Annotated in this window: 13 protein-coding genes and 3 rRNA genes; 7 read left to right on the top strand and 9 right to left on the bottom strand. The window is 69.9% G+C overall.

All coding sequences use genetic code 11. From position 1 onward, the window contains the following. Positions 1-37: 37 nt before the first annotated feature. The 6 genes from ElP_RS14410 to ElP_RS14385 form a co-directional block, all read right to left on the bottom strand. Entirely contained in the window at positions 38-1333 is a 1296-nt protein-coding gene (locus ElP_RS14410) for a spherulation-specific family 4 protein (RefSeq protein WP_145270384.1), read from the bottom strand. Between the two features lie 194 nt (positions 1334-1527). Next, a complete protein-coding gene (locus ElP_RS14405) occupies positions 1528-2199 on the bottom strand; it encodes a PEP-CTERM sorting domain-containing protein (protein WP_145270382.1) in 672 nt (223 codons plus the stop codon). Between the two features lie 162 nt (positions 2200-2361). Continuing rightward, positions 2362-3171 carry an indole-3-glycerol phosphate synthase TrpC gene (gene trpC, locus ElP_RS14400; RefSeq protein ID WP_145270381.1) on the bottom strand — a complete coding sequence of 270 codons (810 nt, stop codon included), beginning with the start codon at positions 3169-3171 and terminating at the stop codon, positions 2362-2364. Positions 3172-3454: 283 nt separating this feature from the next. After that, complete coding sequence (locus ElP_RS14395; RefSeq protein WP_197446985.1) at positions 3455-4741, bottom strand: sialidase family protein; 1287 nt, start codon at positions 4739-4741, stop codon at positions 3455-3457. Beyond that, on the bottom strand, positions 4738-5847 hold the full coding sequence (locus ElP_RS14390) for a prenyltransferase/squalene oxidase repeat-containing protein (protein WP_145270379.1): 1110 nt from the start codon (positions 5845-5847) through the stop codon (positions 4738-4740). Before ElP_RS14390 ends, ElP_RS14395 begins: the two co-directional genes overlap by 4 nt. 96 nt (positions 5848-5943) lie before the next feature. Further along, positions 5944-6486, bottom strand: coding sequence for a cysteine hydrolase family protein (locus ElP_RS14385; RefSeq protein WP_145270377.1), 543 nt, complete (start codon positions 6484-6486; stop codon positions 5944-5946). Between the two features lie 201 nt (positions 6487-6687). Here ElP_RS14385 and ElP_RS14380 point away from each other — a divergent pair, with 201 nt between their 5' ends. The 4 genes from ElP_RS14380 (at position 6688) to ElP_RS14365 (ending at position 10731) form a co-directional block, all read left to right on the top strand. Then, a complete protein-coding gene (locus ElP_RS14380) occupies positions 6688-7101 on the top strand; it encodes a BlaI/MecI/CopY family transcriptional regulator (protein WP_145270375.1) in 414 nt (137 codons plus the stop codon). Then, complete coding sequence (locus ElP_RS14375) at positions 7098-8075, top strand: M56 family metallopeptidase (RefSeq protein ID WP_145270372.1); 978 nt, start codon at positions 7098-7100, stop codon at positions 8073-8075. Before ElP_RS14380 ends, ElP_RS14375 begins: the two co-directional genes overlap by 4 nt. A gap of 24 nt (positions 8076-8099) precedes the next feature. Continuing rightward, positions 8100-9236 carry a TolB family protein gene (locus tag ElP_RS14370; RefSeq protein WP_145270370.1) on the top strand — a complete coding sequence of 379 codons (1137 nt, stop codon included), beginning with the start codon at positions 8100-8102 and terminating at the stop codon, positions 9234-9236. A 172-nt stretch (positions 9237-9408) separates the two neighbouring features. Next, positions 9409-10731: a DNA methyltransferase gene (locus ElP_RS14365; RefSeq protein ID WP_231749718.1), complete on the top strand. Its 1323-nt coding sequence runs from the start codon at positions 9409-9411 to the stop codon at positions 10729-10731. A gap of 26 nt (positions 10732-10757) precedes the next feature. Here ElP_RS14365 and ElP_RS39640 read toward each other — a convergent pair whose 3' ends face one another. Then, a complete protein-coding gene (locus ElP_RS39640; RefSeq protein ID WP_231749716.1) occupies positions 10758-11789 on the bottom strand; it encodes a helix-turn-helix domain-containing protein in 1032 nt (343 codons plus the stop codon). A gap of 91 nt (positions 11790-11880) precedes the next feature. Beyond that, on the bottom strand, positions 11881-12198 hold the full coding sequence (locus ElP_RS14355) for a helix-turn-helix domain-containing protein (RefSeq protein WP_145270368.1): 318 nt from the start codon (positions 12196-12198) through the stop codon (positions 11881-11883). A 989-nt stretch (positions 12199-13187) separates the two neighbouring features. On the opposite strand from ElP_RS14355, the gene ElP_RS14350 reads away from it, so the two are divergent. The 3 genes from ElP_RS14350 (at position 13188) to rrf (ending at position 18590) form a co-directional block, all read left to right on the top strand. Further along, positions 13188-14710 (top strand): 16S ribosomal RNA (locus ElP_RS14350). A gap of 709 nt (positions 14711-15419) precedes the next feature. Continuing rightward, positions 15420-18236, top strand: a 23S ribosomal RNA gene (locus tag ElP_RS14345). 246 nt (positions 18237-18482) lie between these two features. Beyond that, a 5S ribosomal RNA gene (rrf, locus tag ElP_RS14340) occupies positions 18483-18590 on the top strand. The 16S, 23S and 5S rRNA genes sit together here, the layout of an rRNA operon. 391 nt (positions 18591-18981) lie before the next feature. Here rrf and ElP_RS14335 read toward each other — a convergent pair. Then, positions 18982-20073 (bottom strand): peptidoglycan recognition protein family protein, encoded by a 1092-nt coding sequence (locus tag ElP_RS14335; RefSeq protein ID WP_231749714.1) that lies wholly within the window; start codon positions 20071-20073, stop codon positions 18982-18984. Positions 20074-20088: the final 15 nt, after the last annotated feature.

Here is a 20088-nt window from a genome sequence, read left to right as displayed (position 1 = left end):
CCCCCCGCCGCCGGCGGGGGGGCGGGCCGGGTGGGCCTCACGGGGCCTCCCCCCGGTTGATCCGAAGCACGGACTCGACCTGATCCTCCCAGAATTCGGGCAGGCGGTCGAAGCCGCTCCCGCAAACATACACCAGGTCGATGCCCCTCCGGTCGGCGAGGTGCAGGTAGTCCCGCATCCGCTCCGGGGCGTCGACCTGGTGCGGCAGGGCGGCGAACCGGACGCCCGAGGCCCGGTCGGCCCAGCCGGGGAGCTGGAAGCGGTCGAAGCCGGAGACCCCCTCGTAGATGACGATCACGTCGCTGACCCGGGGGTCGGCGTAGCCCTCGTCGCAGGTGGTGCCCGGGTTGGTGACGACCAGGGCGTCGTCGATCGCCCCACGGACGTGGGAGGCCAGGGCGGCGTAGTGGTCGACGAAGGCCGCCTGGTTCGCCTGGGCGTCGAGGAAAATGCCCCGGATCCCCGGGTAGAAGTCGACCCAGCGGTCGACCTCCTCCCGGACCTCGGCCGCCGGCCTCTGGCCGTATTTGGTGAAGACGTAGCCGACCACCGTGACGCCGCTCCGGGCCGCCCGGTCGATGATGGCGACGTATTCGGGGTCGGGCCGCTCGCCGACGCCGCTGGCGGGGTTGGCGACCGCGACGATCGGCACCCGGGAGGCGGCCTCGAAGAGGCGCTCCCATTCCACCAGCCCCGGCCCGGCGGGGTAGAAATAGGCCGGGACGAGCAGCTGAAGCCTGGCCTCAACCGATCCCTCGACCTGCCCCCCCGCCGCCGCGACGGCCGGCCCGCGGTCTAGCCCCCCGGGGGACGGGGACGGCGCCGGCGGCGGGGCCCCGATCGTCGGGGACCTGGGGGAGGCCCCGGCCGTGCCGCCTCCCCCGGGGGCCGGGGTGGAGGAGATCCCGGTCACCGGGGGAGGCGGCCCCCCGTCCTCCGTCGAGCCCGGGAAGAGCCCGGCGGCCCAGCAGGCCGCCAGGCCGACGGCCAGCAGCCCGATCCCCCCCAGCGCCACCGGCACTCGAGACTTCGACTTTGACTTCGGTTTCGTCCCCGACCCCGACGCGGGCGCGGGGGCGGGCGCCGGGGCCGGATTCGCCGCCCCGGCCGGGGTCGGCGGGGTGGCCCCGGCCGGTCGGGAGGGGTCCTGCCGGGCGTCGTCGAACCACCAGGGCGGCGGCGACGGCTTGCCCCCGGCGCCGGCGTCGGCGCCCGCCGCCGGCGCCGTCGGGACCACCAGCGCGGCCTGGCAGGCCGGGCACTTGGTCCGCTTGCCGGCGTACTCGTCCTGGACGACGTAGGTCTTCCCGCAGGGGCAATCCAACCGGATCATGCCTAGCTCCCGGCATCGTCGAGGTTGCCCCGCGTCACTTATCAAAGGCGATGCCCGGCTCGAAGGCACCCGGGCAACGCAGGGCGGGCGGGGCGGGCCGCCTCGGACTCCTCACCGGGCCATCGCCGGGGAGGGGTGACGATCCTCGCCCCGGGGCCGGGGCCCCGCCGCCGCTCGTCGGGCCGGGATCGGGATCAGGCGGGGAGCCCGGGGCGCCTCCGGACGAGCCGGGCCGCACCGATCGCCAGCGCCCCGACCGCCAGGAGCCCGGCGGTCCCGGGCTCGGGGATCGCCTGGATTCGGATGTTATCAAACTGGTGCAGGCCCTGCGAGAGGATCGGCTGGCCCCAACGCAATGCCACCAGATCCGAGAAGTCCGACGAGAACGCGAAGGTCTGGAACTCCGCCACCCCCACGGGGGTCGTCACGGTGAAGCTCTGCATCACCTCCGCACCCCCCACCTTGACCCCGGTGAAGGTCACCGTCGGGGCCGGGTCGAACGCGAAGTTCCTCGCCAGGTCGATCGATTCCAGGGCAAACGGCGTGCCGGCGTCGTTGGTCAGCTCCAGGATGTTGAACGGGGCGTTGTCCGGCGCGAAGGTGCTCGCCGCCTGCGACCCGGCATAGAAGATCGAATTCTCCCCGTAGAAGACCAGGCCCGACGAGAACCCGGTCGGTGGGTTCGTCGCGGTCAGGGTGTAGCCGTCTTCCTGGTATGGCGAGAAGGTGGTCAGCTCGGTGTCGCCGGGGATGTCGACGTCGTCGAAGTCGATGACGGTCTCGGCGGCGGCCGGGGTCGCCAGCCCGGCGAGGGAGAGGCCGAGGGCGAGGGCGAGGATCGAGGGGTGGGCGGCTGACATCTTCATCCTATCTCCTGGAGGGCGCGTTACTTAATAATGCCGATCATACACTGATCGGTTACTCTGTCTTACCGCCAGGGGCAGCCGAGGTGCAAGGGATTGACTGCCAGGACGTTCAGAAAATGAAGCGGGAGTGATGCCCCGGGCCGGGCCAATCCCGGGCCGCCCTCACGGCCCGGCGGCCTTGCCCGGGGGCAGCCCGAGCAGCTCCTCGACCGCCCGGCCGAGGTCGGGGGATCGCATCAGCGATTCTCCGACCAGGATCGCGTCCACCCCGGCCGCCTCCAGCCGCTCCACGTCGGGGCGGCCCCGGATGCCGCTCTCGCTGACGAGCAATACCCCCTCGGGTACCCTGGGGCGGAGGCGGAAGGTGTGCTCCAGGTCGGTCACCATCCGGGAGAGGTCCCGGTTGTTGATCCCGACCAGGTCCGCCCCGACGGCCAGCACCCGGTCGAGGTTCGCCTCCTCGTACAGCTCGACCAGGGCCGACATCCCCAGCGACCGGGCCCGGGCCAGCAGCGCCGAGAGCCGGTCGTCGTCCAGGATCTCGGCGATCAACAGCACGGCGTCGGCCCCGGCCATCCGGGCCTCGACGACCTGGTATTCGTCGATCAGGAAGTCCTTGCGGAGGATCGGGATCGCCACCGACGCCCGGACCCGGGCGAGGTAGGACAGGTGCCCCTGGAAGTACGGCACGTCGGTGAGGACGCTGAGGCAGTCGGCCCCGTGGGCCTGGTAGGCCCGGGCGACGGCGACCGGGTCGAAGTCGGCCCGGATGACGCCGGCCGAGGGGCTGGCCTTCTTCACCTCGGCGATCAGCCGGATCGGCCCCGGCCCCCCCAGCGCCGCCCGGAAGTCCCGCACCGGCGGGGCCTCGGCCGCCCGGGCCTCCAGCTCCTCGATCGGCATCCGCTTCTTCGCCTCGGCCACCTCCCGGCACTTGGTGGCGACGATCTCGTCGAGGATCGAGTTCGGCAAGGCTGGATTCCCCGGGTGGCTTCAGCATGAGCGGCCGACACCATCCCCCCCACGGCTCATGGATCGCGCCAGACCGCCCCGTTCCCATTGAGTCCGTCGCGTGGGATGGCCCCCCGCCCTGGCGGGAAGGACGGATCATACCATGACCCGGTCCCGTCTCGGATAGGCCGAACCAGGCCCATCCGGGCGATCGATCCCCCCCATCCCGAGGCGGCCGGCGGTCGTCCCGGGCGGGCACTCGACGGCCCGCCGGGCGAAGGAGGCCGCCATCATCCGGGCTCGCTCAGCTCGCCTTCCCCGGTTTCGGCTTGATGAACAGGACCTCTGCCCGCTCGATCCACCCCTTCCGCAGGTCCATCCGGAACCAGCCGTCGCTGTTCTTCGGCTGGAAGCGGGCGGGAGACCGGGGGCCGAACTCGGCCAGGTCGTACTCGACCCAGGTCCGTCCGAGATCGGGGGAGAAGGCGATGCCCGTCTTGAAGGTCGACGCCGGCGCGCAGTGCCCGGCCAGGATCACGCCGTCCTGGATGATCATGTTCCCCATCTCGAACTCCGCGTCGAAGAGCCGGGTATGCTTCGACGGGTCGGCCAGGTCGGCCGGGTCGCACCGGAAGATCCCCCGGTCATACGCCTCGTCGGGCCGCTTCGGCCCGTTGGCGTCGGCCGCCCAGTAGAGCTGCCCGTCGACGAAGTTGATGCCGCCCGACTTGTACCGGGAATTGGCGTCCACCGAGACCAGCACCGTCCAGTCCCATCGGTCGGCAGGGGCGTCATAGACCCCTCGCAGCCAGTGGCATTCGTTCCCGTGCCCCCGGTCGATGTCCCCCGTGCAGGCGTAGAACGCCCGATCGGCCGGGTTGTAGGTCACCCCGTGCACATGTCGGCAGATGACGGGATTGTCCGGATTGCCGAGGAACGACTCGGGCGAGGTCCCCTCCTCCTGGAAGTGCGGGTTCCTGCCGAACGAGTAGGCGAGCTTGACCGTCTCCCCGCCGTCCGTGGAGTAGTAGATGTTCACGGGCACCGGCCCGCCGAGTACGTTGCAGTAGTTGCCCCAGACGAGCATCTCCCGGCCGTCGATCTCCCAGGTGTGGACGCCGTCGAGCGGGTGGAAGTACCAGCCGGGCTGGTCGGGATCCCGGGCGGCATGCGGCCGGTAGTCGCCCCCGTCCCGATCCTTGACGACGAGCTCGCGATGCGTCTCGAGGTCGTCGGTGCTCAGGAACAGCCGCTCTCGCGTGGCGAAGAGGATGTTCCCGTTCTCGAGCAGGCAGCTGAACGTGATGTTGGCGGCGTCCGGGAAGGCCGCGTCGTGGGCCCAGGTCCGACCGTTGTCCTCGGACAGGTAGATCCTGGCGTCGTCGAATCCGAACGCCTTGTGGTCGCGCTGGGAGTCGAGGTAGGGGCCCTCCGGGGCGCCTCGATACCAGAAATGTTCCGTCTCCCGGATCTCGGGGCCGGCGTCGGGGACGGCGAGGACGCCGGCGTTCGCCAGGCGGCCGGCCGCCGCCGCGGCGGCGAGGGTGCCCACGAACTGGCGTCGATTCAAGCTTGATTGCGGGTTCATCATTCACCGTCCCGTTTCTTGGTGCTGCCGAAGGGCCCGCCGGGCAGCTCGCCGCAGGCCTGCAAGGCGAGGATGTCGAAGGCGCTGCCCGCGTTGGAGATGCGGTTGCCGCAGTCCCGGACCGGGGAGCGGGTGAACCACTTGCCGCTCTCCCGCTGATTGGCCATCACCCAGGAGATGCCCCGGGCCAGCCTCGGGTCGTCCGCCGGGACGCCCAGCTCCCGGGCGACCACGATCACGAAGCCGGTCGCGTAGCCGTCGCTGGTCGCGGTGTCCAGCGGCCGATCGTCCTCGACCTCGAGCCCCTTCCAGTCGGTGAGCAAGCCCGCCGTGGACCAGCCGCCGTCGTCCAGTTGCCGGGCCAGCAGCTCGGCCAGCGTCTGCTCGCGCCGCTCCGGCGTGGTGATCCCGTCGACCCGCACCGAACACCAGGCGAGCATGGCGCGATGATGCAGCGACTTGGGCGGATTGGCCTCGAAGTACGTGCGCACCTTCTCGAGGCCCGAGCGGGCCCGGGGCGTCTCGGCGTAGCCGCCGGGGGCGACGCCGACGGCGAGCGCGGCGACCGTGACGCCGTAATGGTCGTCGATCTCCAGCGGCGCGTAGTCGCAATGGGGCCAGTTCCAGCCGCCGTCCTCGCGCTGGACGGTCCACATGAGGTCGAGCACCTGGCGGGCCTCGTCGCTCAGCGTGCCCGACGACTGCGCGTCGTTGAGCGTCAATCCGGCCCCGACGACGACCGGCCAGAAGCCCTGGGCCTCCGTCGGCGTCCTCGACTGCCAGCGGACCCGGGGGTAATCCTCGTAGAAGCGTCGGACCTCTCCCGAGTCCGGCTGGACCTCGGCCAGCGCCGGGCGGGCGGCCAGGTAGAACAGGTTCGAGTGGCAGGTGGCGCACGTCTTGGTCTTCTGCCAGTTCAAGGCCGAGCGATCGAGGTACGTCGCGGCCTGTTCCGCCGAGAACCGGCCGATTCCGGGTTCGTCGGCGCTGATGATCGGCAGGCCTTCCTCGACGTCATCCAGGGTGATCGGCTGCTGCGCCGTCACCGGGGCGGGCAGACCCGAGACGAGCAGCAGCAGGGTGCCGACGAGCGTCGATTTCCGCGTCATTCGCAGGTCCTCCTCGTGTGGGGCCGGGATTCCCCGGATGGGCGCCGACCGGGCCTGCCAGACGCATCGGTCCCGCCTCGGATCCGGCCATCGTCGTCAGAGCCGCTCGAGCCATTTCTCCGACGGCAGGACCTCGCTCAGCAGCATCTGCTGGGCGCAGAGGATCGAGCGGTGGAGCTCCTCGGCGGTCACCTCGCCGGCGGAATTCGAGAGCGGCAGGGTGCCGGTGGCGTCGCTGAGGAACTCGACGGTGAAGCCCCGGTGGACGGCCTGCCTCGCGGTGGTGTCGCAGCACATGTGTGTCATGTAGCCGGCGATGGTGACGGTGTCGATCCCGCGCTCCCGGAGCCAGGCCTCCAGCGGCGTGTCCGTGAAGCTGCCCGGCAGGGTCTTCTCGACCAGGAGGTCCCGGGGCCGCCCGGCGACCTCGGGGTGCAGCTCCCAGCCCTCGCTGCCCCGCTTGAAGAAGGGCGCGTCGGGGCCGGGGACGTGGTGCCGGACGACGACCGTGGGGACCTTGCCCGTCGAGGCGTCCATCACCCCGAGGATCCGGTCGAGGTGCCCGGCCGGGTGGGTGATCGGCAGGGCTCCGGTGAAATACTCGTTCTGCACGTCGATCACGAGCAAGGCACGGGGCATGGCACGCATTCCTGGCCGGGGGTCCTCCCGTCGGGGGACGGCCGACGGTCGGGGTCCCATCCTACCACCTCCGCCCCCGATGATCCCGATCGCCCCCCGCCCGCCCCGAAATCCGCCCGCCTTGCCCTTGACGTTGACGACAGCCGTCGTAAAAATTTGCGTATTGACGACAGCCGCCGTAAAACGGGGGAGGACTGAGGGATGGCCGAGCCGATCCCGTCGCTGGGGGAGCTGGAGGTGGTGGTCTTGCGGCTGGTCTGGAGGGAGCAGCCGTGCTCGGAGCGCCGGGTCACGGACCTGGTGCGGGAGGATCGTCCGGTGGCCCGGACGACGGTCCTGAAGACGATCCAGCGGCTGGAGGAGAAGGGGCTGCTGGTCCGGGAAGCAGGCGAGGGACGGGGGCCGATCCGGTACCGGGCGGCGATGGAGGAGCGTCGGGTGCTCCCGGCGCTGGTCCGTCGGTTCGTCGACCGGATGCTGGGGGGCTCGGCGGCCCCGTTGGCGGCCTACCTGGCCGAGTCCGACGGCGCCGGGCTCTCCCCCGAGGACCTGGAGGCCCTCCGCCAGATCGCCCGCAAGATCGGCGAGGCCCCGAAGCCGGAGGACGGGCCATGATCCCGGCCGACGTCCCGGGCATCGAGGCCCTCGACCGCCTGGCCGGGTCCTGGGCGGGGCTGGCCTGGGCGGTCCTCTGGCAGTCGACGCTGCTGGTCGGGGCCTTCACGCTCGTCTCCCGGGCCTTGCGGCGGTCGTCGCCGGGCCTGCGCTACTGGCTCTGGCAGGTGGCGGCCGTCAAGCTGCTGCTGATGCCGATCTGGAGCGTCTCGGTCTCCCTGCCGGCGACGGCCGCCGGGGACGACGGCCCGGGACCTGCTCGGGGGGCGATCGATCGGCCCGGCCGTTCGTTCGAGGGGCCGACGACGGGCCCGGCCCCGTTCCCGATCTCGGTCGAGGAGGGCGACCAGGCCCCGATCGATTCGGCGAGAGGATGGCCGAGGCTCGGGGAGGTCGGCTGGCGGACCTGGCTGATGCTCGGCTGGGGCCTCGCGGTCGCCTTCCAGGGTTCGAGGATCGTCCGGCAGCGCCGTCGGCTGGACCTCCTGCTGGGCCGGGCGCGCCTTGCCGACGACCCGGGCCTGGTCGCCCTGGCGGCGCGCCTCTCCGATCGGGTCGGGCTGCGTCGACCGCCCCGGGTCCTGGTCGTCGACGGCATCGATTCCCCCTTCGTCTGCGGCCTCGCCCGGCCGACGCTGGTGATGCCCGACGGGCTGCCCGAGCTGCTCGACCCCGGGGCCTTGCGCTCGGTCCTGCTGCACGAGCTGGCCCACCTCCGGCGCCGGGACCTGCTCTGGGACTGGATCCCGACCCTTGCCCGGGTCCTCTTCCCGATGCTGCCGGCGGCGCTGGTCGTCTCGGCCCGGATCCGGCTGGAGCGGGAGCTGGCCTGCGACCAGGTCGCCATGGTCCTCGGCGGCCAGGACGCGGCCGGATATGCCTCGACCCTGGTCGCCGTGGTCGGCCGGTCGTCGGCCCCCCCTGCCCCTCGGTCGTCGGCCAGGGCCCCGATCGACGTTCCCACCATCCCCTGATCCTCCTGCTGAGGAGTCCCCGCCATGCTCGACCGATTCGGCCCCTGGTCCTCCGCCCTGGGGGACGGGCACTCGCAACGGCTCAGCACGTTCTGGAGGCGACGAATGTTGATGCTGGCACCGACCCGATCGGCCCCGACCGCACCCTCCCGGCGAGACTGGCTGGCGCTGGGCGTCTCCTGCGTCGCCGCCGCCGCCCTGCCGACGCTGCTGCTGGCCACGCCCGAACCGCCCGCCGCGTCCCAGGACGACGGCCCCGGCACGATCTACGTCCAGGCCATCGCCCAGGTCGACTCCGACGCCTTCAGAGTCCAGATCGCCGGCGTCTACGCGATCGACCCCGAGGCCGAGACCCGGGAACGTGTCACCGACCTCTATGGCAGCGTCCGGGCCTCCCGGGATGGCCGGATGCTGGCCCTCTCTCGGTCCGGATGGTCCGGCAAGGATTTGGCCACGGAGATCGACAACCCGGGCGTCTGGATCCTCGACGCCGAGGGGGAGGGGGAGCCTCGGCGGCTCTCCAAGTTTGGCGGGGTCATGTCCTGGTCGCCCGACGGCTCGGAGCTGATCGTCAGCAAGTGGCGTCCCGAGTCCTCGGACGATGGGCCTCGGCGTGAAGCCTGGCGATTCGAGGTCGACGGCTCGGATGCCACCAAGCTGCCGATCCCCGAGACCGAAGAGGTCAACGACTGGTCCCTCGACGGCAAATGGCTGGTGACCGTCTCCGACCGTGACCATCCCGACAGCACGGGATATCAACTCTACCTGATGCGGCCCGACGGCACGGAACAGCGCCGGCTCACCGAGGGCAACGGCCTGAACGTCTACCCCCGATTCTCCCCCGACGGCCGCCAGATTGCCTACCTGCACTCCGAAGGCGGGGAGGCCAGCATCTGGGTCATTGACGTCGACGGCTCCGACCGCCGCCAGGTGTTCCGGGAGCAGGGCGACGACGCGCCGGGGCAACTCTGCTGGTCGCCCGACGGCCGTTCGCTCGCCGTCGCGATGCATACCTGGTCCCGGGACGAGGACGGCCAGAAGTACATCGGCGTCACCGAAGACGCCAACTACCGGGTCGCGATTATCGACCTCGAGGCGGGCGGGATTCGCACGCTCGACCTGCCCCCCACCTCCTGGCTCGGCGGCCCCGACTGGCGATGATCGGCACGGCCGGGCGGCCCCATTATCGGGACGGCGACCGTCGCCCGAGACGCGACGGCCCTCCCGAGGGGGGCCGGGGCCGGCCCCGCAACCGTCCTGGACGATTCCGCCGATCCGTGCTAGCTTCCGCGACCGGCCCGGAATCGACCCCTCGGACACGGACGTCCCCGCCATGAGTAGCCTCGCCGCGCCGACCGAGATCCGATCGCTGCCGATCGACGCGATCCGCCCGAACCGCCTCAGCCTGGAGCTCTACGGCGACCCCGACGCGGAGATCCGGGCCGACGGCCTGCTCGACAGCGTCCGGGAACGCGGCATCCTCGTCCCCCTGGTCGCCTCCCCCGAGGGCGACGGCTTCGAGCTGCTCTCCGGCCACCGCCGGCTGTCCTGCGCCCGGGCACTGGGACTGGAGTCGGTCCCCTGCGAGGTCCGGGACCTCCCCCGGGGGGCCGCCCGACGCCGGGCGGTGCTCGACTACAACCGTCAGCGCCGCAAGACCTTCAGCCAGCTCATGCGCGAGGCCGACGCCCTGGAAGCCCTGCTCTCCCCCGCCGCCCGGGAGCGTCGGGCCGCCAACCTCCGGGGGTCGGAGTCGGGGGACGACCGCGCCGATCGTCGGGATTCCGACGGTCGGCGCGGCCGCACCGACGAGGCGATCGCCCGGGCCCTGGGCCTCGGCGGCAAGGACCTCTACCGCCAGGCCCGGGCCGTCTGGAAGGCGGCGCGGGCCGGCGACCCCCGGGCGAAAAGCGGCGTCTCCCAGCTCGACCAGGGCACCAAGTCGGTGCACGCCGCCTACAAGGACCTCCGCCGCCGGGACCGCCTGACCACGGGGTTCCGCCCGACGCCCTACGACGTCTGGGCCTTCCGCCGGGATCCCTCCTACGGCGTCCCTCACCCCGGCTCGATCCCGGCCGGGATCGTCGCCCACGCGCTGCACTACTTCACCGGCCCCGGGACCCTGGTCGTCGACCCGATGGCCGGGGGCGGCACGACGGTCGACGTCTGCGAGGCGATGGGCCGCCGCTGCCTCGCGTACGACCTCGATCCTGTACGCCCGGAAATCCGCCAGTCCGACGTAAGACATGGGTTTCCGCCCGAAGCTCGCGGATGCGACCTGATCTTCTGCGACCCCCCCTACCATACCATGCTCTCCGGCCCCTACGCCGCCTTCGGCGTCGAGCCCGAGCCGCTGACCGGCTGGGTCGGCTTCCTGAGGAAACTCTGCCGGGACGCCTTCGAGACGCTCCGCCCCGGCGGCCACGTCGCGCTGCTGCTGGCGAACCAGACCGAGAAGGACCTGCCCGCCGGGTTCGGCTACGTCGACCACGCCTTTTTCGGCTACGCCGCCCTGGCCGAGGCCGGCTTCCTCCCCGTCCGCCGGATCAGCTGCCCGATGGACGGCTCCTACCTGCCCCAGCACGTCCAGCGGGCCCGGGCCGAGGGACGCCTCCTCGGCCAGGTCCGCGACCTGCTCGTGATGCGCAAACCCTGATCAAATCTCGGCTTACTTGCGGCGAGCTATGCGAGCGGCTCCCCCCCCGCCAGCTCGTACACCTTCCCCCTCACGAAGGGGTTCGACAGCGTGGGGTTCCGCCGGACGATGGGACCCGGGAGCTCTTCGACCGCCCGATCGACCAGGCGCTGCAGCTCCTCCGGGTGCAGGCGTTCGATCAGCAGGCCGATCGCCTCTTCCTCGGCCTCGCGTTGCTCGTCCCGGCGGTCCCGGTCCCTCCTGGCGGCCGCCGAGCGGAGGTGCTCCTCCAGTTGCCTTCGCCGAAGTTCCAGCTTCGACGCCACTTGCGGCAAGAGCTCGTACCCGTCTTCGAGTCCCGCCCGGATGTAGCCGGGGCCGTTCTGCAGCTTCCCCTGGCTCTGCAGGAACAGGGCGTTGAGCAGGACCTTGGCCACGTCCTGCGGCTCCTTCTGGATCGCCAGCCGCTGTGCCAGTTTCTTGGGCAGCCCCTGCTCAGTCAACAGTTCCTGGAGATCGACAGCAACAAGCAACTTCCCCTCGGCCGTGATCCGGAACGGGGTGCCGGCGATCGGGATGCTCGTGTTGTCGTCTTCTCCTCTCGTTCCTGGATCTTGTTCGGGCCCACCCGCTCGGCCGCCCCGGCCGAACTCCCGGGCCGCGTCCCCTGAGGATTCCGGGACACCCTCATCCCCGTCTTCTAAAGAAAATGGGCCGCTTCGCAGGGGCCCCTCTAAAGGTTCTGGGACGGCAATCCTCGGATTTCGGGCCACCTTGGGCCCCTTCCGGCTCGGCCGGTCGGGGGCGTTCCGGATGATCTTGTAGGCAGTCGCCTTGCCCGGCGATTTGCTGGCGGCGAGGAAGCCCGCTTTCGTGAGCTCGGCGATGGCGTCCAGGACGGTCTGTCGGCTCATTCCGCCTTGTTTGGCGATCGTTCTGATGCTCGGATAGGCCCATCCGGTGCCGAAATCGGAATAGAGGCCGATGACCAGGTAGACCTTGATCGCCGAGCCGCCGAGCGATCGGAACGCCTCGGAGCGGAGCAGGTCGTGCTCGACTCGGAAGAAAAACCAGTCCATGGCCTTCGGTCGCCCTTCCTGGGGACGCGAGCGGTCGTCGTCGAGGGCCCGGGCCGTGACCCGGCCCGGCCTGCCTGGTCCGGGGACGCCGTCAGAGCGGGTCGGATTCCGAGTCCGATTCCGGATCCGGCGGGTCGGGGACGTAATAGGTCGTCACCCGGCCGCGTTGCCGGGTCGTCGAGACGACCAGGCCGAGGTGCTCCAGCCGGCTGAGGCTCTGGATCACCGTCGGGCACGAGAGCGCCGTGCGGTCCATCAACTGGCTGAGGCTCATCGTCACGCTGCGATCCGGCCTCCCGCCGCAGGCGGCGACCATCACCAGGTAGACCTTGATCGCCTCCCCCTTGATCCGGCCCAGGTAGCCGCGATCGAAGAGGACGCTCCTGAGCCAGTCCGTCTGCGTTGACATGGCGACGGGCACGTCCGGACCCCTCCCTGGGCCTTCTGTCCGCGACCCGGCCCCGGCCGGGCCGCCCGATCCCGGAGATCCTCCTCCCCGCGCCCGGCATCCCGGTCGACCCCGCCGGCTCCGCCCGGCGTCGTCGTCCGGGGTCGATCCCCCGGGCCTCGGGGGGCCGCAATGCACCGCTCGGCTCGCGGCCCCGTCCCCCCTCTATCGACCGTCCCGGGGGCAGGCCGCCGGTCCTTTCTCCGATTTCTCCGCCAGGGTGTTGACCCGGCGCGATTCTCCGGTAGGATGGCTCTTGCCGCTGGTGAGAAACACCTGACGCGGGACGCCGAACTCGGTGGCCCGTCCTCACCAAAGCGAGGCACCCCCAACGCCGCGTCCGGAAGTATCCCATCGCCGTCCTTGTACGGCCATCGGGTCCTCCAACGTGGCGATTGCATCCTCCCGGACTGGCCCGTCGGCAACGTCGGGCAATTTCCGAGGGAGATCGAGGTCGTGACCTTGCCCCATCGGCGGCATCTTTGGCAATCCGGTCGATCGCCCGATTGAATCAAACGCAATCGGCCCTCCACTGAGCGTCGCGGCACCGGCAACGGGGCCGCGGCGGGCGGGGGGGCCGGCCCGCCGGTCGCCGGGAGGCGACGGCGGCGGGAGGCGTGTGTGAGCCGAGCGCTGTTCAGTTTCGGCGAGGATCATCAGCCGTCGGGCCCCGACCTCGGTCGGGGCCCATGGCCGGCCGATGGTGGCGTCCAGGTCCGCCGGCGTGCCCGCGAGGGGGGTCGGCGACGGAGACGGCATCAGGGCCGCCCGCCGCGAAGGCGATCGCGAGGCTCCGGCCGAGCGGTCGCGGGCGGGACGCAGAGACGAGTCGGCAGGCGTCGAGGGGGCCCTTCGCGGGGCGTCCTCAACTGGGGCCTGCCGGCGAGGGAATTCGACCACTCGAACTCGTTCGGGAGTCGGCGGCGGGTCGCTTCGGCGGCGTGCCGCACTTTTCGAAGGGTTTGATCCTGGCTCAGAATGAACGTTGGCGGCGTGGATTAGGCATGCAAGTCGGACGCCCCTCGGGGGCGTGGCGAAAGGGTGAGTAAGGCGACGGCAACCAACCCCGCGGAGGGGGACAGCCACGGGAAACTGTGGGTAATCCCCCATGACGCCGCGATGATGGCCTCATCATCCGGCCAAAGGTGCGAGTCCGCCGCGGGACGGGCCGTCGTGGTATCAGGTCGTTGGTGGGGTAATGGCCCACCAAGCCGATGACGCCTAGCGGGCGTGCGAGCGTGGCCCGCCACACTGGGACTGAGACACTGCCCAGACACCTACGGGTGGCTGCAGTCGAGAATCTTCGGCAATGGTCGACAGACTGACCGAGCGACGCCGCGTGGAGGACGAAGGCCTTCGGGTTGTAAACTCCTGTCGAGGGGGAACAAGGTGCCGCGAAGAGCGGCGCTTGAGTGATCCCTGGAGGAAGCACGGGCTAAGTTCGTGCCAGCAGCCGCGGTAAGACGAACCGTGCGAACGTTATTCGGAATCACTGGGCTTAAAGCGCGTGTAGGCGGATGGCCGCGTCGGTCGCTGAAAGCCCCCGGCTCAACCGGGGGTGTGGCGCCGAAACGGGTCGTCTGGAGGGGCGTAGGGGGAGCTGGAACTCACGGTGGAGCGGTGATATGCGTTGAGATCGTGAGGAACGCCCGCGGCGAAAGCGAGCTCCTGGACGCCTGCTGACGCTGAGACGCGAAAGCCAGGGGAGCGAACGGGATTAGATACCCCGGTAGTCCTGGCCGTAAACGATGGGCACTGGGTAGGGGGCTCGCCGATGGGCCCCCTGCCGCAGCGAAAGCGTGAAGTGCCCCGCCTGGGAAGTATGGCCGCAAGGCTGAAACTCAAAGGAATTGACGGGGGCTCACACAAGCGGTGGAGCATGTGGCTTAATTCGAGGCTACGCGAAGAACCTTATCCCGGGCTTGACATGCGCGGATTAGCGTCGTGAAAGCGGCGTGACGCCTTCGGGTGGAACGTGCACAGGTGCTGCATGGCTGTCGTCAGCTCGTGCCGTGAGGTGTTGGGTTAAGTCCCGTAACGAGCGAAACCCCTGCGACCAGTTGCCATCATTAAGTTGGGGACTCTGGTCGGACCGCCGGCGTCAAGCCGGAGGAAGGCGGGGACGACGTCAAGTCATCATGGCCCTTATGCCCGGGGCTGCACACGTGCTACAATGGGCCGGACAGAGCGTCGCCACCGCGCAAGCGGGAGCCAATCGCAGAAACCGGCCCTCAGTTCGGATTGTGGGCTGCAACCCGCCCACATGAAGCTGGAATCGCTAGTAATCGCGGATCAGCAGTGCCGCGGTGAATGGGTTCCTGAGCCTTGTACACACCGCCCGTCAAGCCACCAAAGCGGGGGGCACCCGAAGTCGCTGAGCCCGCGAGGGCAGGCGCCGAAGGTGAAACTCGTGATGGGGACTAAGTCGTAACAAGGTAACCGTAGGGGAACCTGCGGTTGGATCACCTCCTTTCTAAGGATGACTGATTGGCCATGCGTCCGAGGGGCCCGCCCCGCGGCCATGAGCCACATCGGCCCCGCACCGGGGCGGCACCGGCCGACGCCGTCGCCGTCCCCCCACGCGGGCCCGCCACCAGGCGGACGTGATCCGCCATCGAACGGCCGCCGCATCGCCCCGGCGATGCGGCCGGCGGCCCGATGGCCCTCGCCGGCTGCACGGCATTCGGACGCACACACGCCCCGAGGCGTTGATTCGTCGCGCGATCGACCGCATTCGCCCCCCCCGCCCTGGGCGGGGGGCGCGGCCGTCTCCCCCGCGGGGACGGCCCCGCCCCCCGGCCAGGGCGTTGCGGCCCGCCTTCACGGGCGGGACGCATCGCATGGCCGCCCGGCCCGGGGCGTCAGGCCCCGGGCATTCTTTGACAATCCGGCAGGCCGCGATCGATTGCATCGATCGCGCAACAATTTGTCGCGAAGAACGCGCGAGCACCTCCACCGGGCAGCGGTTTGAAGTGCCAATCACACTTTCCGTCGCCGCCGCCCGGCGCTCGCGCACAGACCAGAACGTAGACCCTTCGGATGATCGGAAGTCGACGACGCGAGGTCGTCGGTGCGGATCGGCGTCGCCGGGAGGCGAGGGCCGAGCCGCGGGGGAGCGTGGTCACGCGGGCCCGTTGGGTCCCGCCGCTGCCTCACACGCAGCGTCGGGGCCGGGTCGGCGTGGTCAAGCCCCGAAGGGCACGGGGGGGATGCCTTGGCGTCGCCGGCAAGCTGGGCGTGGCAGGCTGCGAAAAGCTCGGGGGAGGGGCCGAACGCCCGTCGATCCCGAGGTACCCAGATGCGACCCGGGGAACTGAAACATCTCAGTACCCGGAGGAACGGAAAGCAACCGCGACTCCCTCAGTAGCGGCGAGCGAACGGGGAAGAGCCTAAACCGGCCGGGTCACCGGCCGGGGTCGTGGGGCCACTCATGGATTCGTTCCGGAGAGTGACAAAGACGGGATCCAACCGAAGCCGCCTGGAACGGCGCACCGCAGGGGGTGAAAGTCCCGTAGGTGACGGATTCCGTCCTCTCAGAGTGGTACCCGAGTAGGGTCGGGCACGTGAAACCCGGCCCGAATCGGCGGGGACCATCCCGCAAGGCTAAGTACCGGGCGACGACCGATAGTGAACCCAGTAGGGCGACCGAATGGTGGGAAGAACCCCGACGAGGGGAGGACACTGAACCTGAAACCCCGTGCCTACAAGCGGTGGGAGGGCGACGCTCATCGAGCCGCCTGACCGCGTGCCTTTTGCATAATGATCCGGCGAGTTCTGGTATCCGGCCGGTTAACCGCTTCAGGCGGGGAGCCCCAGCGAAAGCGAGTCCGAACAGGGCGCTTGTCGGGTGCCAGAGACGCGAAACCAGGTGACCTACCCATGGGCAGGTTGAAGCGCCCGTAACAGGGCGTGGAGGACCGAACCCACCAGTGTTGAAAAACTGGGGGATGACCCGTGGGGAGGAGTGAAAGTCTCATCAAACCTGGAGATAGCTCGTTCTCTCCGAAATGGCTCTAGGGCCAGCCTCGGGTGATCTCGTGCGGGGGTAGAGCGACGGAATCCGGCTGGGGCCCTCCCCGGGTACCCACCGGAACCCAACTCCGAATACCGCACGCTTACAGCCCGGGAGTCAGAACGCGGGGGAGAATCTCCGCGCTCGAGAGGGGAACAGCCCAGACCGCCGACCAAGGCCCCCAAGGCGATGCTCAGTGGCAAAGGAAGTGGGACCGCGGTGACAGCCGGGATGTTGGCTTAGAAGCAGCCACCATTTCAAAAGTGCGTAACAGCTCACCGGTCGAGCCGTCCCGCGCCGAAAATGACGGGGACTCAAGCATCGCGCCGCAGTCGCGGGTTGGAAGAAATTCCAGCAGTAGGAGAGCGTCGACGGCCGCGTCGAAGCCACACGGGCAACGGGTGGTGGAGCGCCGTCGAGTGCGTATGCCGGAACGAGTAACGATAAGGCCGGTGAGAAGCCGGCCCGCCGAAAGCACAAGGTTTCCTGGGGAAGGGCAATCCGCCCAGGGTCAGTCGGGACCTAAGGCGAGGCCGAAAGGCGTAGCCGATGGGCAGCGGGTGAATATTCCCGCACCCGGTGGTGCGGTTGATGGCGGGTGACGCCGAGGCGGAGGGGATCGGGGTGATAGACGCCCCCGTCCCGCAAGGGCGACGGCATAGCCGGAAGTCCCCGAGTCCTCGGCCGCGAAAAACCCCGTCCGGACAATCCACCGGCCCGTACCGCAAACCGACACAGGTGTGCCAGGCGAGCATCCGAAGGCGTTCGGGAGAACCCTCGTGAAGGAACTCGGCAAAATGGCCCCGTACCTTCGGTAGAAGGGGCGCTGGCGCGAGCCAGCCGCAGAGGATCGGCTCCGGCGACTGTTTACCAAAAACACAGGACTCTGCCAACTCGCAAGAGGACGTATAGAGTCTGACGCCTGCTCGGTGTCGGTAGGTTGAGGGAGGCGGTGACGCGAAAGCGGAAGCTGGCGACCGAAGCCCCGATAAACGGCGGCCGTAACTATGACGGTCCTAAGGTAGCGAAGTTCCTTGTCGGGTAAGTTCCGACCTGCATGAATGGCGTAACGACCGGAGCACTGTCTCCACGAGGGACCCGGTGAAACTGCAGTCGTGGTGAAGATACCACGTCCCCGCGGCTAGACGGAAAGACCCCGTGAACCTTTACTGCAGGTTGGCACTGGCCCGACGTCGACCCTGTGTAGCATAGCTGGGAGGCCGCGAAGCCCGGGCGCCAGCCCGGGTGGAGCCACCGGTGAAATACCAGCCTGGGTCGTCGTCGTGCCTCACCGTCACCCAACTGACGGGACACTGCTCATCGGGCAGTTTGACTGGGGCGGTCTCCTCCCAAAGAGTAACGGAGGAGCGCCATGGTCCCCTCGGCCCGGTCGGCCATCGGGCAACGCGAGCGCAAACGTACAAGGGGGCCTGACAGCGAGCCCAATCGGGCGAGCTGGGACGAAAGTCGGCGTTAGTGATCCGGCGGTGCTGGATGGAAAGGCCGTCGCTCAACGGATAAAAGGTACTCCGGGGATAACAGGCTGATCTCCCCCGAGCGTCCATAGCGGCGGGGAGGTTTGGCACCTCGATGTCGGCTCATCGCATCCTGGGGCTGGAGAAGGTCCCAAGGGTTCGGCTGTTCGCCGATGAAAGCGGTACGCGAGCTGGGTTCAGACCGTCGTGAGACAGGTCGGTCCCTATCTGCCGCGGGCGGAGGAGACTTGAGGGGATTCTCCCCTAGTACGAGAGGATTGGGGAGGACCGACCTCTGGTGTTCCGGCTGTCGCGCTAGCGGCATCGCCGGGTAGCCAGGTCGGGAACGGATAAGCGCTGAAGGCATCTAAGCGCGAAGCCGGCCCCGAGACGAGGTCTCCGGCACCACACGGTGCGAAGGCTCCTGGGAGACCACCAGGTCGATAGGCCGGGAGTGCACGGCGGGCGACCGCCGCAGCCGACCGGTCCTAAGAGCCGAGCGGCTTGACCACCCCGACCCGCCCCCGCCGCCCCACGCGGCGACCGGGCGGGCCCGGCGTGGCCCAATCGCGCAACACCCCCGCGTTTCACCGCACGACCCCGACGCGTCGACCCCGACGCATCCCGACGGGTCCGCGTCCCCTGGTCGACAGTTCTCCGCGACCTGATTGATTGTTGCGTCCCCCACCCCCCGGGTCGGGGCGGCCTGCAGGGCCCACGCGGCCGCCGCGTCTCGCAGTCGACGCGACGGCCGCCTCCCCGGCGACCACACCCGCGAGGCCACACCCGTTCCCATCCCGAACACGGCCGTTAAGCTCGCGGGGCCCATGATAGTGCTCCGGCGCGAAAGTCGGTCATCGCCGGGTCCCACACCGCGACGCCCCGCATCAACCTGCGTTGATGCGGGGTGTCCGCCGTTGCGCCCCCCGGGTCCACCGATCGAGGGCCGAGTCGGGGAGGTCAGCGGGCGAGTTCCAAGTTGGTCCGCCGGTTCCCTGGGGCAACGGTTCGGGCCCGCTCCGGGACGCCACCGGGCGTTCAAGGAGACGTGATGCCCGGTCCGGCACCCGGTCCGTTCCCGGGTTAATTGGTCGGCGCCGCGCTCCCTGGTCGTGGAAGTCGTAAACGATGGGCGGGGCCGCTTCCGTCGAGATCCCCGATGGAGGCGGTTCCGCCCGTCGTTTCCTTCCTCAACATGGGATCCGCGTTCGCCCGTCCGAGGCGGGGGAGTCGGTGCGATGGCGGGCACCCTGGTCATCAGTCTCGGATCGCGGGCTCGCCCGATCCCAGGCCCATGAGGGCGCGGGCGCCTTCGATGACGGCGTCCCACTGGAAGGCGGGGCCGGGGTCGACCTTGTTGGTCTGGACGTGGTAGTGGCCGAGGATGCCCTGGTAGGACTCCCAGTCATCCCGGGGGAGGGTGTCGGTGATGAGCGTGCCGGAGGGATCCCGGGGGTAGTCGCACTCGAGCTTCGGGAAAACGGTGCAGAGGGTGGCGGTGAGCCGGGTGAGGGAGTCGTACTGCTCGGGCGTGAGGTCGTACTGGACCAGCTCGGTGCCCCGGACGGTGCCGACGACGGGCTCGTCCCGGGAGGGGCGGAGGCTGGCGGAGAGATCTCGGACGCCGTTGGCCTCGGGGCCGCCGGGGATCGTGAGTCGGGTGCCGCCGTCGGGTCCCTCGTCGTACCAGCGGTCGAGGGCCTCGGCGTTCCCGGGGGGGTAGGCGCCCATGTTGGCGATCTCGATGCCGATGGAGCGCTGGTTGGCGATCGTGGCGTGGTAGGCGGACTCCTTCAGGTCCATCGTCTGGTAGATCGTGCCGTCGACGTCGAGCATGAAGTGGACGCTCAGGCCCCGGAGGTCGTGCAGGACCTTGAAGCAGGCTTGGCTCGTGCCGCAGACGTCGTAGTGGATGACGAACTGGTCGACCACCTCCTGCAACAGCGGGAGGCTCCAGCCGCCCCCCCGGACCTGCTCGAGCTGCTCGGGCGTCAGCCCGTTGGAGCGGAGGCCGAATCGGACCGGGGAGCGGAGCCCGGCGGCCTGGGAATCCCGCCATCCGGCCTGGTCGAGGGGGACGAACCGGCGCTCGACGCGGTAAGCGTCGTAGCCGCCGGGGTCGGTCCAGAGGACGACGGGGGCGGTCGAGTGGACGAGCTGGCCGCAGACGACGATCTCGTCCCCCCGGCGTTCGAGCCGCTCGCCGGGCCTCGGCGGGGCCGGCTCCTGGCCGGTCGCGGGCGGGCAGAGCGTCGAGGCCGTCAGCAGCAGGGCGGACAGCGAGTGAGAGGGGATCGGCCGCATCGGGGCCCGGGAGCGGCGGGGTGCGGGGGGCTGGGGATGGCTCATCGGCGTCGGCTCTCG

This window comes from Tautonia plasticadhaerens (assembly GCF_007752535.1).
GTDB lineage: Bacteria > Planctomycetota > Planctomycetia > Isosphaerales > Isosphaeraceae > Tautonia > Tautonia plasticadhaerens.
Note: the sequence above shows the minus strand (reverse complement) of the source record. Positions and strands in the feature narration are given on the sequence as shown.